Genomic DNA, 15,833 nt, shown 5'->3' on the forward strand with positions numbered 1-15,833 from the left:
AACCCTGAACCGATGTTGTGACAGGAAGGTAGTCGCTCCCCGGGGATATTCCAAGTGGTTTTTTCTGTCGCAAGAAGGCTTTATCGGGGCTTTTTTTGTCCCGATACCGCCCTGCGAATGCCGCCCAGATCGGCTTTGGCTGGCCCCGGCAGGGTTAACCCGGACACCGTCATCAGACCGGCGACATCGTCGCTTTGGTCGTGGCCCACCTCGACCACCAGGAGGCCGCCGGGCACCAGCAACCGGGCGGCTTCGGGGGCGATGGTTCGATAGGCATTTAGTCCGTCTTTTCCACCATCCAAGGCGCGGAGCGGGTCGTGGTCGCGCACCTCGATGTCGAGGCCGGCAATGTCGGCCGAGGGAATATAGGGCGGATTGGAGACGATCAGGTCGAAGCCGCCGGCCAGGGCTGAGGCATAGTCGCAGACAGCGAAATGGGCGCGCTCGATCAAGCCGAGTTGCGCAGCGTTGGAGCGAGCCGTTCGCAGGGCGTCGAGATTGATATCGGTCGCAATGCCGGTGGCGTTGGTTAACTCCGAAAGCAGCGCCAGCAGGATTGCGCCGGAGCCTGTGCCGAGATCGGCGATCACAAGCGGACGGTCACGCGGACCTGTCGCATCGAGAAGTTCGAGCGCCGCCTCGACGAGGGTTTCGGTATCGGGACGGGGCACCAGCGTGTCGGGCGATAGCTGCAGCGGCAGACCCCAGAATTCTTTCATGCCTAGGACACGGGCCACGGGTTCGCCATCGATGCGGCGCTGTGCGAAGCGGGCAAGTTGGGCCGCTTCATTGGACGTCAAGATGCGATTCGCAGCCGAGATCAACCCGGTCAGATCGAGTCCGAGCGCGTCGCCTGTCAGCAAGCGCGCGTCGAGTTCAGCGGAATCGATGCTGTGGGTGCGGAGCAGATTGGTCAATGAGCGTCGTGCGTTCTCGACGCTCTGTCCGGCGAACATGTCGCCGGCGCTCACGCCGCGTCGCCCTGGGCAGCGAGTTGTGCAGCCTGATGCTCTGTCGTCAGCGCATCGACCAGTTCGCCCAACGCTTCGCCGGCAATCACCTGCGGCAGCTTGTAGAGCGTGAGATTGATGCGGTGGTCGGTGACGCGGCCCTGCGGGAAATTATAGGTGCGGATGCGCTCCGAGCGGTCACCGGAGCCGACCTTCTCCTTGCGCTCGGCCGAGCGGGCGGAATCGATACGCTGCTGCTCGGCGTCATAGATGCGCGAGCGCAGGATGTTCATCGCCGAAGCGCGGTTCTTATGTTGCGAGCGGCTGTCCTGCATCATCACCACGATGCCGGTCGGGATATGCGTGATGCGGATCGCTGATTCGGTCTTGTTGACGTGCTGGCCGCCGGCACCCTGGGCGCGCATCGTGTCGATGCGTAGGTCGTCCTGCTTGATGTCGATATCCACTTCTTCGACTTCGGGCATGACAGCAACCGTTGCCGCCGACGTGTGAATGCGCCCTTGAGTCTCCGTATCGGGCACGCGCTGCACGCGGTGTACACCGGATTCGAATTTCAACTTGGCGAAAGCACCGCGGCCCTTCACCTCGGCGATGATTTCCTTGTAGCCACCCATGGTGCCTTCGGACGCCGATATCACCTCGACCTTCCAGCCGGCCAGCGCCGCGAAGCGCTCATACATCCGGTACAGGTCGCCGGCGAACAGTGAAGCCTCGTCGCCGCCGGTGCCGGCACGGATTTCCAGCACCACGTTGCGCTCGTCCATCGCATCCTTCGGCAACAGCGCCACGCGGATTTCCTGCGCCAGCGCCTCGATGCGTTCTTCCAGCGCCGGGCGCTCGGCCTGCGCCATCTCGCGCATCTCCGCATCGGTCGAAGTATCGGCGATCATCGCATCGATATCTTTGAGCTCTGCAAGCGCACCGCGATAGGTCTTCACCGCGTCGATCAGCGGATTGAGCTCGGACAGCTCGCGCGTCATCTTCACATAATTCTCGGCGCTGACCTGACCCATCAGTTGTGCCTCGAGCGAGGCGTGATGTGCGAGGAGTACGTCGAGTTTGGTTTCGGGCAGCAGGGACATCGTGGAATCTCGGAGATCGCGGAAAGGAGAAGCGCGTCGTACGGGCAGGGCCTCGCTACAACGACAGTCCCTCGGCCTCAGCGAATTCGGTGAGCTTCTGCCGGATCGAAACGCTGCCCGAGGGAGCGTCGAGCAGTTGTGTCATCAGCGCCTCGGCCTTTTTGGCATCGAGGTCGAGAATCATTGCCTTCACGGGGCCGTGTGCGGTGGCCGACAGCGACAGCGAGCGATAGCCCATGCCAATCAGCGCCAGCGCGCCGATCGGCTGCGAGGCCATCTCGCCGCACAGCGAGACGTGACGTTTGGCGGCGTCGCCCTTTTGCACGATCTCACGCAGTACGCGCAGGATCGGCGCCGACAGCGTATCGAAGCGTTCCGACACCTTGGCATTGCCGCGGTCAACAGCGAACAGGAACTGGAACAGGTCGTTGGAGCCGACCGAGACGAAGTCGACTTTCTTCAGGAGTTCGTCGAGCTGATAGACCAGCGCAGGCACCTCGATCATGGTGCCAACATCGATCCGCTCTGGCAGCGCATGGCCATGCTGGCGCAGATAGGTCAGTTCACGCTCGATGATCGCCTTGGCCTGATCGAATTCGGCTACTTCAGAAATCATCGGGAACATGATGCGCAGCGCCCGCCCGCCGCCGGCGCGCAGCAATGCGCGGATCTGGCCGCGCAGCAGGCCAGGCCGATCGAGGCCAAGACGGATCGCGCGCCAGCCCAGCGCCGGGTTCTCCTCAACGATGGTCTCCATGTAAGGGAGCGCCTTGTCGCCGCCGATGTCGAGGGTGCGGAACGTCACCGGCTTGGAGCCGGCCGCATCGAGCACCGCACGATACAGCGCCAGCTGATCGCTGGAGCGGGGCAGGCTTTCGCCGACCATGAATTGCAGTTCGGTACGGAACAGGCCGATGCCCGCCGAGCCGGTATCGTCGATATGCGGCAGGTCGATGATCAGACCGGCATTGATCAGCAGGTCAACCTTCTGGCCGTCCTTGGTTACGCAGGGAAGGTCGCGCAGCGCTGAATACTGCGCCTGTCGCCGTGCGCGGAACCGCACGCGTTCGGCATAAGCGGATTCGATCTCGGCGGAGGGCCGAATATAGATCGAGCCCGAGGTGCCATCGACGATGACGGCGTCGCCTGGATCAGCAATGCCCGGCGCATTTGCGACTTCGCCGATCGCGGGAATGCCGAGCGCGCGCGCCACGATCGAGACATGCGAATTAGCCGTACCTTCCTCCAGCACCAGGCCACGCAGCTTCTTGCGATCGTAGTCGAGGAGGGCGGCTGGGCCCATCGCGCGTGCGATCAGGATCGCATTGTCCGGCATCTGCTCGCGCGACGGCGCGTGATCCTGGCCGACCAGCTGCCGCATCAGGCGGTGGCCGAGATCTTCAAGATCGTGCAGGCGGTCGCGCAGATAGGGATCGGTGGAACGCAGCATGCGCGCACGGGTATCCGACTGCACGCGTTCGACGGCGGCTTCGGCGGTGAGGCCGGTGGCGACGGCTTCGTGCAGCTTGTGCGACCAGCCGTGGTCATTGGCGAACATGCGATAGGCTTCGAGGACATCGCGATGCTCGCCGCCGTCGGCGACGTCGCCGCGTTCCAGCATGCGGTCGAGGTCCGAGCGCAGCTTGGTCAGCGCGGTGTCCAGCCGTTTGATTTCCTTCGGCAGGTCTTCGGCGATGTAATTGGTGATGACGACGCGCGGCTCGTGCAGCACTACATGTCCGAGCGCGATGCCATCGGAAAGGATGGCGCCGGTCTTGTGCAGGGAATGCCGCGCAGCGGGCTCGGCGCCCGGCTGCGCCAGCGCCGATAGCTCGCCGGAGGCGATCATCTCGGCGAGCACCATCGCCGTTGTCTGTAGCGCCTCGACCTCTTCCTCGACATAAGTGCGCTTGGCGCGGTTCTGCACTACCAGCACGCCGAGCGTATTGCCGGCGCGCAGGATCGGCACGCCTAGGAACGAGTGATAGATCTCTTCGCCGGTCTCTGGGCGGAACGAGAACGCCGGATGGCTCTGGGCGTCGTTGAGATTCAGCGGTGTGGCTTCGGAGGCGACCAGGCCGACCAGGCCTTCATGGGAGCTCAGCACGGTCTGGTGGACGGCGTCGCGGTTGAGGCCTTCGGTGGCGTAGAGCTCGAGTGTATTGTCGACGCGCAGCACGTATGTCGAGCAGACTTCCGCCACCATATTGGCGGCGATCAGCACCACGATCTTGTCGAGGCGTTCCTGAGCGCTGACCTGCTCCGCCATCACTTCGCGGAGCCGTCTCAGCAAGACTCGGGGGCCACCCGACGCGCTCCGCATGTGCCGACACCCTCCCCACGAGGCCGACACCTGACAAAAGCCGTGCGCCGACGCTAAGCCTCAGAAAACAATAGAATTTGCACCGCCGCGCAACAAGAGGCGCAGCCACAGAACCGTATCAGATTGTCCGAAACGGCGCCCTCAGCCGCAACGGCTGCCCATGCAGGCCGTATAGCGAATTGAGGCTTGTTTTGCCAAGCAAAACACCTGCCAGACAAGAAACACACCGTTCACATCAAAATAACGGATGTTTCAGGAAAAATTTTCTACGCTTTGTCGAGACCATACAGCGTGTGCAGGGTGCGAACCGCCAGTTCCGTATAGGCTGTATCGATCAGGACCGAGAACTTGATCTCGGACGTGGTGATTGCCCGGATATTGATCTGGCGCTCGGAAAGGGCGGCGAATGCTTGCGCGGCGACGCCGGCATGGCTGCGCATGCCCGATCCAATCACCGAGACCTTGGCGACATCGGTTGCGCTATCGATGCGGGCATAGCCGATTTTGGCCTTGGCCGCCGTGATGGTCTCTTTGGCACGGGCATAGTCGGTGGCCGGGACGGTGAAGGTCAGGTCCGTGGTCTTGCCGTCTTCGGAGACGTTCTGGACGATCATGTCCACATTGATGTTGGCTTCGGCCAATGGCACGAAGATCGAGGCAGCGACGCCCGGCTTGTCCTCGATCTGGCGGACGGAAATCTGGGCCTCGTCCTTGGAAAAGGCGATTCCGGTAACGACGTGGCTTTCCATGATTTCCTCCTCGCTGCAGATCAGCGTGCCCGGCGGGGTGCCGTGCGGGTCGATGTCTTCGGGTTTGTCGAAACTTGAGCGCACGAAAATCGGCATATTGTGGGTCATGCCGAGTTCCACGGAGCGGACCTGCAGGACCTTGGCGCCCTGCGACGCTAGTTCCAGCATTTCCTCAAACGCCACCTTGTTCATGCGTTGTGCCTTCGGCACGACGCGCGGATCGGTGGTGTAGACGCCGTCCACGTCGGTATAGATGTCGCAGCGGTCGGCCTTGACGGCGGCGGCAATTGCCACTGCCGAGGTATCGGACCCACCGCGGCCGAGCGTGGTGACGCGGCCGGTCTCGGCATGGATGCCCTGGAATCCGGCGATGACGGCCACTTCCTTGCGCTCCTTGAAGCGCTTGATGAGCTTGTCACCGTCGATCTCGTCGATTCGGGCCGAGGCATGGGCGTCCGACGTCTTGATCGGGATCTGCCAGCCCTGCCAGGAGCGCGCCTGGATGCCGATGGTCTGCAGCGCGATCGCCAACAGGCCGGCGGTCACGAGCTCACCGGACGCGACGATGGCGTCGTATTCCCGAGCGTCATGCATCGGTGACACTTCGGTGCACCAGGCCACCAGTTCGTTGGTTTTGCCCGACATCGCCGACACCACGACCGCGACCTCATGACCGGCATCGACCTCGCGTTTGACGTGCTGCGCGACGTTGCGGATGCGGTCGATGTTGGCGACGGACGTACCGCCGAATTTCATTACGAGCCGGCCCATGACGAGTGGTGCATTCCCTGACGACAGTGGGTAAAGATACCGCGCACTACGCACGCGGGCGAAAACGCGCGTATACATAGCGGCGAGGGTGGGGGCAAGCAACCCGGGTTCCTGTTCCCTTAGAACGCACCGAGACAGGGCATTTTGGACGGTTTATGGGGCGCTATATCGACGATATCCTGCAGCCGGGCGAGAAGGTGCTGTATTCCAGCAACTTGCACTGGGTGGTCTATGCCCCGGCCATCGCAGCCTGGATTGTCTCCGCGGCTTTGCTGGTCCTGACGCGTTACGCGATCAACGAAACCCTTGTTCTGCTCTGCCTGGCATCCTCGGCCGTAGTGGCCTTCGCGGCGCTGTACTGGTCGATGAAGGGCTGGTTCCAGCGCTGGACGACCGAGACGGATGTCACCACGCTGCGGGTCGTGCACAAGGAAGGTTTCATTACGCGCAAGACTTTCGAGATCAGTATCGACAAGGTTGCTAGCGTCAGCGTCAATCAGAGCATTCTGGGACGCATCTTGAATTATGGTGACATCGCCATTGAGAACATGGGTGATGATGAAGAGGTCATCAAGATGATCGCGTCGCCACTCGCATTTCGCAGCCACATCACAGCGCGATAGGACAACGGCTCCACAATGGCCATGCAATCCAGCTATTCCGATGCTTCTGCATCCTCCGTCGATGCCAGCGAAGTCGCGAAATTCTCGAAGTTGTCGGAGGAATGGTGGGATCCGCGCGGCAAGATGGCGCCGCTGCACAAGATCAACCCGCTGCGCCTGACTTATATTCGCGACGCCGCCTGCCGCAAGTTCGATCGCAATGTTCGCAGTCTCAATTGCCTGAGTGGCTTGCGCATGCTCGATATCGGATGCGGGGCTGGTCTGCTGTGTGAGCCGTTCACGCGGCTCGGCGCACAGGTGATCGGCATCGATCCCTCTGCCACCAATATCGCCGCGGCCAAGTTGCACGCCGACAAAGGGCATCTGTCGATCGATTATCGTTGCACCACCGTCGAGGAGATGGACGTGCGTGAGCGCTTCGACATCGTGCTGGCGATGGAAGTGATCGAGCATGTAGTCGATGTTGGTGCTTTCCTCGATCGCTGCGCGTCGATGCTGAAGCCCGGTGGCCTGATGGTGGTCTCGACGCTAAATCGAAACTGGAAGAGCTTTGCGCTCGGCATCGTCGCCGCCGAATACGTGCTGCGCTGGCTGCCCCGTGGCACCCATCAGTGGGACAAGTTCGTCACCCCGGACGAACTCGCGCATCACCTGTCGCGCAACAAGCTGGAAATCACCGAACAGTCAGGCGTGGTCTACAACCCACTCGGTGACCGCTGGACGCTGTCGTCCGATATGGACGTGAACTATATGGTGGTCGCGGAAGAGGTTTAGCGTTTCTGTTCTGCCTGACCCCCGCTTCGACAGGTCGTCAAACCCCGTTGAGAATAATCACCGTCGGTGCCTTGGGCAGCGCATTGAGTGATATTGTCAGCGTTTGGGCGCTGCGCTGGTCGATTTCGAAATCTTTTCCGATCTTTGTCATGAAGTCGCTGAGCGGTGTCATGAAGCGATGCATGGGCAGCACCACCGAGGCGCGCAGCCGCTTGGTGATCTCGGACACGCCGTCGAGGGACATTGTGTAGCTGCCATCGATCGGCACCATCACGATGTCGAGCCGGCCGATCGCGGCGAAGTGGCTCTCGTCGAGCTTGTGATGCAGATGGCCGAGATGGCCGATGCACAGGCCGGCAACCTCGAAGATGAAGATCGAATTGCCGTCCTTCACCATCTCGCCGCCGGCGTCATCGCCATAGTAGCGGCGGATGTCCGTCGTGACGTTGCGGATCAGCACGTCGCCGATGCGCTCATGGATCTGCGCCGGCTGCCCACTCTCGCCCCACCCATGCAATACCGTCTTGATGCGCGGGTCGGGATACAGCGTGTAATGGGTGCTGTGGGCCCGGTTCATCGTCACCACATCCGGGATGCGATCGAGCTTGTAGATGCCGTTATAGTCGGTGGCGATGGTCACGCCGCCGGGTGTGTCGATGTAATAGGTGGAGTGCCCGGCATAGGTGATGGAGACTTCATCGGCCTTCGCAGCAGTCCGACGCAAACTGACTGGAATTGCGAGTGGTGGCCGTGTGGCCATTGCCAGACACTCACTGCCGCGCGGGGCATTTTGCGCGAGTGCTGGGGTAGCAACCCAACTCATTGCCCAACAAGTCAGGGTGCCGAGGACAACAGGCAGAAATCGCAGCATGATCCGGCAGTCTCCGAATGCGCTTTGCTTCAATGTATCGCCAAAAGCGGACGCTGCAATGCTGGTTGTGGCGCCGGAGACTGCCCAAGATCGCGGCGCATCGCACGATGTGGATGCCCGGGTGCCGCGATGGAATAGTCGCCACGCTGCAGGGATTGACACGTTGTCTAAGGTAATATGGTTGGGTAGATCTTGTGATCACTACCGTGAGCATTGCAGTTGTCATCCAATTCAGCGCAGTCCTGGGAGTTCGTCAGCCGCGATGATCGTGTTGCGGCGTCGCAATCGGGCTGGGTGTTTGACACTGCGATGCTGCTGCTGACGCGGCCACTTGATGCGGCGATTGCCGAGATACTCCAAGTCATAGGCGTGGAGGCCGAAGCAGATCGCGCATGGATGTTCGAATACGATGCCGACCATCTGCGTTTTCGTAACACCCATGAGTGGAGTCGCGGCGGAGTCGGATCCTTTGTGCAGGATCTGCAGCATGTGCCGGTCACAATGATCGGCTGGCTGCATCAACGGCTAATCCTGGGGCAGGCTGTGATGGTCAATGACATCGAGGCACTGCCGCGCAGCGCCGGTGCGTTGCGCGCTGAGTTTATCAGGCAGAACAACAAAAGCGTACTCAGCGTGCCGGTGTTTCATAACGGTAGGCTCGTCGCCTGCATCGGTTTCGATGCGGTCGCAGCGCCGCGCCGGTGGTCGGATGAAATTGCTGATCTGTTTCGTTGTGCCGACCTCATCGCGGCGGCGCGCTATGGCCGGTCGCCGATCACCTCTGGTGGGGAAGATTCGCAGGCTGCGTATCCCGCACTGATCTACCTACGCCGCGCGCATGGCATTCTCGGCACGCCATTGACCGAAATCGTCGGCCTGCGCTCGTCGAAAGACTATACTGAGGTGTGGCTGGTGGATGGCGCGATGGTGCTCGATCCAAGGCCGCTGACACAGTGGCTGGGCCTGATCCCACCGGGCTGGTTCGTTCGTATTCATCGCACGGCCGTCGTCAATCATCAGTTCGTGCGCGAGGTCGTGCGCCGGTCGAGCGGGGCATGGCAATTGCGCTTGCATGATTATGAAGACCATTGGCCGGTATCGCGCGCCGGCCGAGCTGAGCTACGTGCGCATCTTGGCGTTTGACCTACACCAAGCGAGATGAATGCAAGCACGTTGACGACTCACATTCCGCGTGCCGATTGCTATCAATCGCGTGCTGATCACGACTTAACAAATCGTTAGCGACGTCAGTGTGTTGAGTATTTTTCGCGCTGTGTGTTGCTACGTTTCAACACGCGAAAAACCTGCAGGGCGTTCGTCGAACCTATAGGTCGTTTCGTCGATCTTTGATTGCGACTCGTCATGCGATCGCGTGTTCATGGAACTTCACTCGCGTGGATCTGCGAGCTGGAGTCGGATCGTGAAGCTCCCGGTATTGTCAGTCGTCAGCGCAGCGTGCCGCAGCGGCTCGAGTACGAGCAGCGGCACTGGCGTGCGCCCTGCCAACACATTGATGTCGTCGACAGCGATGACGCTGTCGTTGCTGTCGCTTGCCGCCCCGGTGCTGGTGGTCGCGGCGATTGCCTCGTCGCAAGTGGTGCATGCGCAGGCTTCGGGCATCGGCGGAAATGGCGGAGCACATGCATCCAGCAATCCGAAAGCGGGCGGAATAGGCGGTGTGATCGACCCCGCCAATGGAGGTGGAGGCGGCGGAGGCGGCGGCAGGAATGCCAAGAATGAGTCGCTGAAGAACGCTTATATCGGCAATGGCGGCAAAGGTGGCAGTGGTGCGCATGCCCATGGAGGGGGAGACGGCGGTCAGGGGGGAGCTCCGGGCTTCAACGGCTCGCAGCTCCCAGGCGGTCAAATCCAGGGTGGGGCCGGATCGCCCGGAAATCGTCCGCAGCGGCTCAAGGGCGGAGATGGCAGCAACTGGTTTCACGGAATGGGCCATGACGGCGGCAGCGGCGGTGGTGGTGGCGGTGGCGGCACCGGCGCGATATTCAGCGGGTCGTTCGTTCCGAGCAACCAGTTCATTGCGGGCGGTGCAGGTGGCAGTGGCGCCGCCGCCGCCGATGGTGGCGATGGTGTTGTGGCGTACTACGGAACCTTCATGGCCCCCGGCTACGGCGGCGGCGGTGGCGGAGGAGGAGGAGGTGGCGGCGGTGGAATAGGACTCTACGCGTCCGGACAAACCCTGGAATCGCTCGCGCCCGTTATCAGAGGTGGTTCGGGCGGTTGGGGTGGTGCCGGCGGCAATGGAGGCACGGGCGCGCCGGATAGTATCGGTAACTATTGCCCGGGCGGACAGCCGCCCTGCATCACCACCGCGACCGATGGCGGCGTCGGCGGCGATGGCGGCAGTGGGGGCAATGGTGGCAATGGCGGTGCCGGCATTGTCGTCGAGAAGGCGCGCATGATCGTCATTGGAAGTGGCGCCTCGGTGTTCGGCGGGGCCGGCGGGAACGGCGGGGCGGGTGGATCGGGCGGCCAAGGCGTTTCCGGCGGCAATGGTGGCAATGGCGGCAACGGCGGTGCCGGCGGCACCGGCGTCGTGTTGGTGAGCCCGGGCACTGTGCGCGTCGACAATGGTGGACTGGTGCAGGGCGGCGATGCCGGAGCGGGCGGGACAGCCGGCCCGGGCGGCGGCGGCTGGGAGCTCGGCAATGGAAGCAACGGTCACGCCGGTGCGAATGGAGCGGCGGGAGTCGCCATCCTTGGGCAAAGCGCCGGCATAACGGTCGTTGCGACCGGGACGATCGAGGGTGGGCGAAACGTCGACGGATCGCGCGCTGCGGCGATTCTGTTCTCCGGCGGCGGCAACAGGCTGGAGTTATGGTCCGGCGCGAACATTACAGGCGATGTCGTCGTCGGCTCGGATGCGAGCAATCCCAATATCTTTGCGTTGGGTGGCAATCAGGCCGCGACTTTCGATCTCTCCGGATTGGGCACGAAGTATCGGGGCTTTTCGGTGCTGGAAAAAAATGGCGACGCCGTCTGGACGCTTTCGGGGATATCGGCATCCTTCGCCGGCGATTTGCGCGCCAATGCCGGCAGCCTGGCCTTTGCTGGTGGCGCCAGACTGACGACGGCCAATGGTTATGTCGGCTATGACAGCGGCACCGATGCCAATGTCACTGTCTCTGGCCCAGGCGCATCGTGGCTCAATGCCAATCTGTTCGTCGGCTATCGCGGCACCGGCTCGTTGCTGATTGCTGATGGCATGCATGTGACTGCAGCCACCGCTTCAATTGGCAACGATGCGTCTTATGTCGCGCATGGCACGGTGAAGGTCGATGGCATCGGGTCGACGCTCGATGCCCAGACCCTGAAGATCGGCGCAGCGTCCGTCGGCGCGTTGACGGTGAGCAATGGGGGTGCTGCGAAGGCGCGCACGATTCGGGTGGGCGCCTCTGGTGTCAGCGGTGCGTTGAGTATCGGATCCGAGCCCGGGGCAGCGGCTCTGGCGCCTGGTGTTGTGACAGGCCCGGTTGAACTCGCACAAAGCGGCACGCTCAATTTCAACCATACGAGCGGCGACTATCTCTTCAATAATCTCATCACCGGCAATGGCGCGATCAATGTGCTGTCAGGCACCACGATCCTGTCCGGCCGCAGTGTTGCTTTCACGGGCACCACGGAAATCCTGAGCGCAACGCTTGGCGTGACCGGACAACTCGGCGGCACGGTTAATGTCGATGCGGGCGGACGCCTCACCGGCAATGGCTACGTCGGAGCCACCACGGTGCTCAATGGTGGCACTCTCGCGCCTGATGGCACGGGTCGTCTGACGGTGAACGGCAACCTGTCGATGCTCACCGGCAGCGCCTTTGATTTCAATCTCAGCCATTTTTCGAACGGCGCAGCCTCGACGACGTCAGCGAGCGTCTTTGCAAATGGCGATGTTTCGCTCCACGACGTGACGTTCAATATCAGTGGTACGGGCGAGCCTGCGGTCGGTTACTATCGTATGATCAACTACACCGGCGGTTCGTCAATCTCCGGACTGACCATCGGCACGACGCCCCCGATCTCGGGACTGTTTCCGGTCACCTATTCGATCGACAGCTCGCGGCTCCATGTGGTCGATCTCATTGCTTCGCCCAACGGCACCGACATCCTTCAACGTTGGGATGATGCGTCGAGCGGCACCGCGGGCGGCAGCGGAACCTGGAATGCGCTCAACAACAATTGGTTTGATTTGGCCGGCGTTGCCAATACCCAGTGGGGATCCATTTATGGCGTCTTCAACGGCCCGGGCGGCACGGTCACGATAGATGGATCGCAGAAATTCTATGGGCTGCAATTCGTCGGCGGTCTCTATAACCTTGTTCAAGGCACTGGCGAACTGCGGCCAACCGCGCTGGGCGGTTCGGACGGTATTGGTGAGCTGCGTGTTCTGTCCGGCGAGACGGCGACGATTTCGGCTCCGATTGTAGGCGCCGGTGGTGTGAACAAGACGGGTGGCGGCACGCTCGTACTCGCTGGCGCCAGCACCTATGCTGGCGGCACGACCATCAGCAGCGGCACGCTGCAGATTTCGTCGAATGCAAATCTCGGCGCTGCAACCGGCGGTCTCACCTTCGACAACGGCATCTTGCATACGACTGCAACCATCGCCTCGGCGCGGAACGTATCGTTACTCGGCATAGGTGAGATTGATACCGACGGCGCAACGGCGCTGGTGCTCACCGGTACGGTGTCCGGCACCGGTAGCTTGATCAAGGCCGGCGACGGCACTCTGATGTTGGCCAATACCAACAGCTGGACCGGCGGCATGCTGCTCGAAGCCGGTACGCTGCAGCTTGGCGCTTCCGGTGCACTGCCCAACGGCAGTGATGTGATCGTCTATGGCGGCAAGCTCGATCTCAACGGCTACAACACCTCGACGAATTCGTTGGTCGGCTTCGGCGGCGAGATCGCGCTCGCCAGTGCGCAACTGACGCTCGATCAGGCGAGCGATACGGTCATCGCAAGTACAATCACGGGCGTGGGCGGCAGCCTCGTGAAATCCGGCAACGGCACGTTGCTGCTATCCGGCACGAATACATATACGGGCGGCACGACAGTTTCCGGCGGCGCCGTTGCAGTTCTCGCGGACGCCAATCTCGGCACGGGCACGCTGAGGCTCTCGGGTGGCACGCTGCTGACGCTGGCCGATGTCACGTCCGTGCGAAGTATTGTGCTTTCCGGCAGCGGCACAATCGAGACGCTGTTCGGAACGACATTCTCGGCTATGGGAGATGTCTCGGGCGCCGGCGCATTGACCAAGGATGGCTGGGGCACGCTCGTTCTGGGAGGCACCAACTCTTTTAACGGCGGCACGACGATCAATGCCGGTACGCTGCAGATCGGCAATGGCGGCACCACCGGCACACTGGCCGGTAACGTCACGAATAATGGTATTCTGGCATTCAACCGATCCGATAATTTCTCCTATAATGACGTCATCTCCGGTCCCGGCGCTTTCATCCAGGTCGGGGCGGGCCTTACGGCGTTTAGCAATGACAACAACTACAGCGGCGGCACGTTGATCTCTGCCGGTACGCTGCAGCTCGGCACTGGCAGCACAGCGGGCTCTATCATTGGCGATGTCATCAATAATGGCACGTTCCAGATTTTCCGTTCCGACGTCTATACGTTCGGCGGCACGATCTCCGGCAGCGGCATGTTCCGGCATGTCGGCACCGGCACGACGGTCCTGACGGCAGACAATACTTACAGCGGTGGCACGGAGATCACGCAGGGCATTCTACAGATCGGTGATGGTGGTTTCACAGGATCGATCATCGGCAATGTCATCAACAATGGCGAACTTGTCGCGAAGCGCGACGGGCTGCTGACGTTGACGGGTGCCATCTCGGGCAGCGGTTCATTCACGCAGAGCGGCTTGGGCATTACGCGCCTCGACGGACTCAATAGCTATACGGGCGCCACCGATGTCAAGGCCGGAACGCTCAGCGTCAACGGCTCGATCGCCGCGTCGTCGATGGTGAGTGTCGAACGCGGCGCGACGCTCGGCGGCAACGGCATCGTCAGCACCACGCAAATCCAGGATGGCGGCATGCTGTCGCCCGGCAATTCGGTCGGGCTACTGTCAGTACAAGGCAATCTGACGTTTGCCGCGGCTTCGAGCTACATGGTCGAAGTATCTGGCTCGGCGGCGGATCGGACCAATGTCACAGGCACCGCGTCGCTCAACAATGCAGGCGTTCGCGTCAGCTTCGATCCCGCGGCCTATGTGCGTGAACGCTATACCATTTTGAACGCCGCAGGCGGCATGACGGGCACGTTCAGCCCGAATATCGTCAGCGATGAACCACCTTCGTTCATCACGACGCTGAGCTACGATGCTCAAAACGTCTATCTCAATGTCGATCTGAAGCTGACTGGTCTCAACATCAATCAGAACAACATCGCCTCGTCGCTGAATGCCTATTTTGGCAGCCATGGCGGCATCCCCTATGCGCTCGGCGCGATGGCGCCGGAAGATCTGACGCAATCGTCGGGCGAACTCTCGACCGGCGTGCAACAGAACACCGTGCAGGCCATGACGCAGTTCATGGGCGTGCTGACCGATCCCTTCGCTGCCAATCGCGGCCTCGCAACCGTGAACACAGCTTCGAATGCCTTCGCGGCGGCCGATCGTTCACCGACGTCCTGGCGCGACGCCTACGGTGCGATCACCAAAGCGCCACCTGTGGCGGTGAGCTTCGAAGCGCGCTGGAACGTCTGGGCTGCGGGCTTCGGTGGTGGTCAGGCGACCGACGGCAATACGGTCGTTGGTTCGCACAATAGCAGTAGCCGGATCGGCGGCATTGCCGTCGGTGCCGATACCTGGCTGTCGCCGCAGACGCTTGCCGGCTTCGCCGCGGCTGGCGGCGGCACCAGCTTCGGCTTGTCGGATAATCTCGGTTCAGGTCATTCGGACCTGTTCCAGATCGGTGGCTTCATCCGCCATCACCAAGGCTCCGCTTATATCACAACTGCGCTCGCCTACGGATGGCAGAACATCACTACGGAACGGCTGGTGACCATCGTCGATGCCGACCGGCTGCGCGCGAACTTCACCGCGCACGCTTTCTCGGCGCGCGCCGAAGCTGGCCGTCGGAGCGTGCTGCCGTGGCTTGGCGGCGTGGGTTTGACGCCTTATGCCGCGGGCCAGGTTACGAATATCGACCTGCCAGCCTATGCAGAGACGCTTGTCTCCGGCGGCGATGATTTCGCGCTTAATTACACCGGACGCAACGTCACTGCCACGCGTAGCGAACTTGGCCTCCGCACCGACAAATCCTTCGCTTTAGATCAGGCGTTGCTCACGCTGCGTGGGCGCGCCGCATGGGCGCATGACTTCAATCGCGATCGCGTCGCGCAGGCCTCGTTCCAGTCGCTGCCTGGCGCGAGCTTCATCGTGAACGGCGCGGCGATGGCACCCGATGCTGCGCTGACCAGCGCGAGTGCGGAGGTCATGCTCGGAAGCGGGCTGTCGGTCGCGGCGACCTATGAGGGCGAGTTCTCCAACCTCACCCGCAGCCATGCCGGCAAGGGCGTCGTGCGCTTGGTCTGGTAAGCCACGTCCGAGGCGGTCGCGATCGCATCGCAGGCATGGGCGCAGGCCGCTTGACCCTGCGGCGTGACGCAGTCAGGTTCCGCGCCATCGCTCGCGGAC

9 protein-coding genes are annotated in these 15,833 nt (G+C 62.0%); 4 read left to right on the forward strand and 5 right to left on the reverse strand.

What is annotated here, in order from left to right; all coding sequences use genetic code 11:
• Positions 1–80 precede the first annotated feature (80 nt).
• The 4 genes from prmC to AB8A23_RS07875 form a co-directional block, all read right to left on the reverse strand.
• Positions 81–971 carry a peptide chain release factor N(5)-glutamine methyltransferase gene (gene prmC / locus AB8A23_RS07860; protein ID WP_093757485.1) on the reverse strand — a complete coding sequence of 297 codons (891 nt, stop codon included), beginning with the start codon at positions 969–971 and terminating at the stop codon, positions 81–83.
• Entirely contained in the window at positions 968–2,053 is a 1,086-nt protein-coding gene (gene prfA / locus AB8A23_RS07865; protein WP_089267722.1) for a peptide chain release factor 1, read from the reverse strand. Before prfA ends, prmC begins: the two co-directional genes overlap by 4 nt.
• A gap of 55 nt (positions 2,054–2,108) precedes the next feature.
• A complete protein-coding gene (ptsP, locus tag AB8A23_RS07870) occupies positions 2,109–4,376 on the reverse strand; it encodes a phosphoenolpyruvate--protein phosphotransferase (protein WP_120287361.1) in 2,268 nt (755 codons plus the stop codon).
• A gap of 266 nt (positions 4,377–4,642) precedes the next feature.
• Positions 4,643–5,896 carry an aspartate kinase gene (locus tag AB8A23_RS07875; protein WP_089267720.1) on the reverse strand — a complete coding sequence of 418 codons (1,254 nt, stop codon included), beginning with the start codon at positions 5,894–5,896 and terminating at the stop codon, positions 4,643–4,645.
• A gap of 155 nt (positions 5,897–6,051) precedes the next feature.
• Between AB8A23_RS07875 and AB8A23_RS07880 the strand changes: the two genes are divergently transcribed.
• Positions 6,052–6,519 (forward strand): PH domain-containing protein, encoded by a 468-nt coding sequence (locus AB8A23_RS07880; RefSeq protein WP_175368067.1) that lies wholly within the window; start codon positions 6,052–6,054, stop codon positions 6,517–6,519.
• 15 nt (positions 6,520–6,534) lie between these two features.
• Positions 6,535–7,293 carry a bifunctional 2-polyprenyl-6-hydroxyphenol methylase/3-demethylubiquinol 3-O-methyltransferase UbiG gene (ubiG, locus tag AB8A23_RS07885; RefSeq protein ID WP_175368066.1) on the forward strand — a complete coding sequence of 253 codons (759 nt, stop codon included), beginning with the start codon at positions 6,535–6,537 and terminating at the stop codon, positions 7,291–7,293.
• A 37-nt stretch (positions 7,294–7,330) separates the two neighbouring features.
• On the opposite strand, the gene AB8A23_RS07890 is transcribed toward ubiG, so the two are convergent.
• Positions 7,331–8,164: an MBL fold metallo-hydrolase gene (locus tag AB8A23_RS07890; protein ID WP_439059973.1), complete on the reverse strand. Its 834-nt coding sequence runs from the start codon at positions 8,162–8,164 to the stop codon at positions 7,331–7,333.
• Between the two features lie 309 nt (positions 8,165–8,473).
• Between AB8A23_RS07890 and AB8A23_RS07895 the strand changes: the two genes are divergently transcribed.
• Both AB8A23_RS07895 and AB8A23_RS07900 read left to right on the forward strand, forming a co-directional pair.
• On the forward strand, positions 8,474–9,307 hold the full coding sequence (locus AB8A23_RS07895) for a GAF domain-containing DNA-binding protein (protein ID WP_439059972.1): 834 nt from the start codon (positions 8,474–8,476) through the stop codon (positions 9,305–9,307).
• A 277-nt stretch (positions 9,308–9,584) separates the two neighbouring features.
• On the forward strand, positions 9,585–15,734 hold the full coding sequence (locus AB8A23_RS07900; RefSeq protein WP_439059971.1) for an autotransporter-associated beta strand repeat-containing protein: 6,150 nt from the start codon (positions 9,585–9,587) through the stop codon (positions 15,732–15,734).
• Positions 15,735–15,833 lie beyond the last annotated feature (99 nt).

Origin of the sequence: Tardiphaga sp. 619_E2_N8_4, from assembly GCF_051810905.1 — a bacterium.
GTDB lineage: Bacteria > Pseudomonadota > Alphaproteobacteria > Rhizobiales > Xanthobacteraceae > Tardiphaga > Tardiphaga robiniae.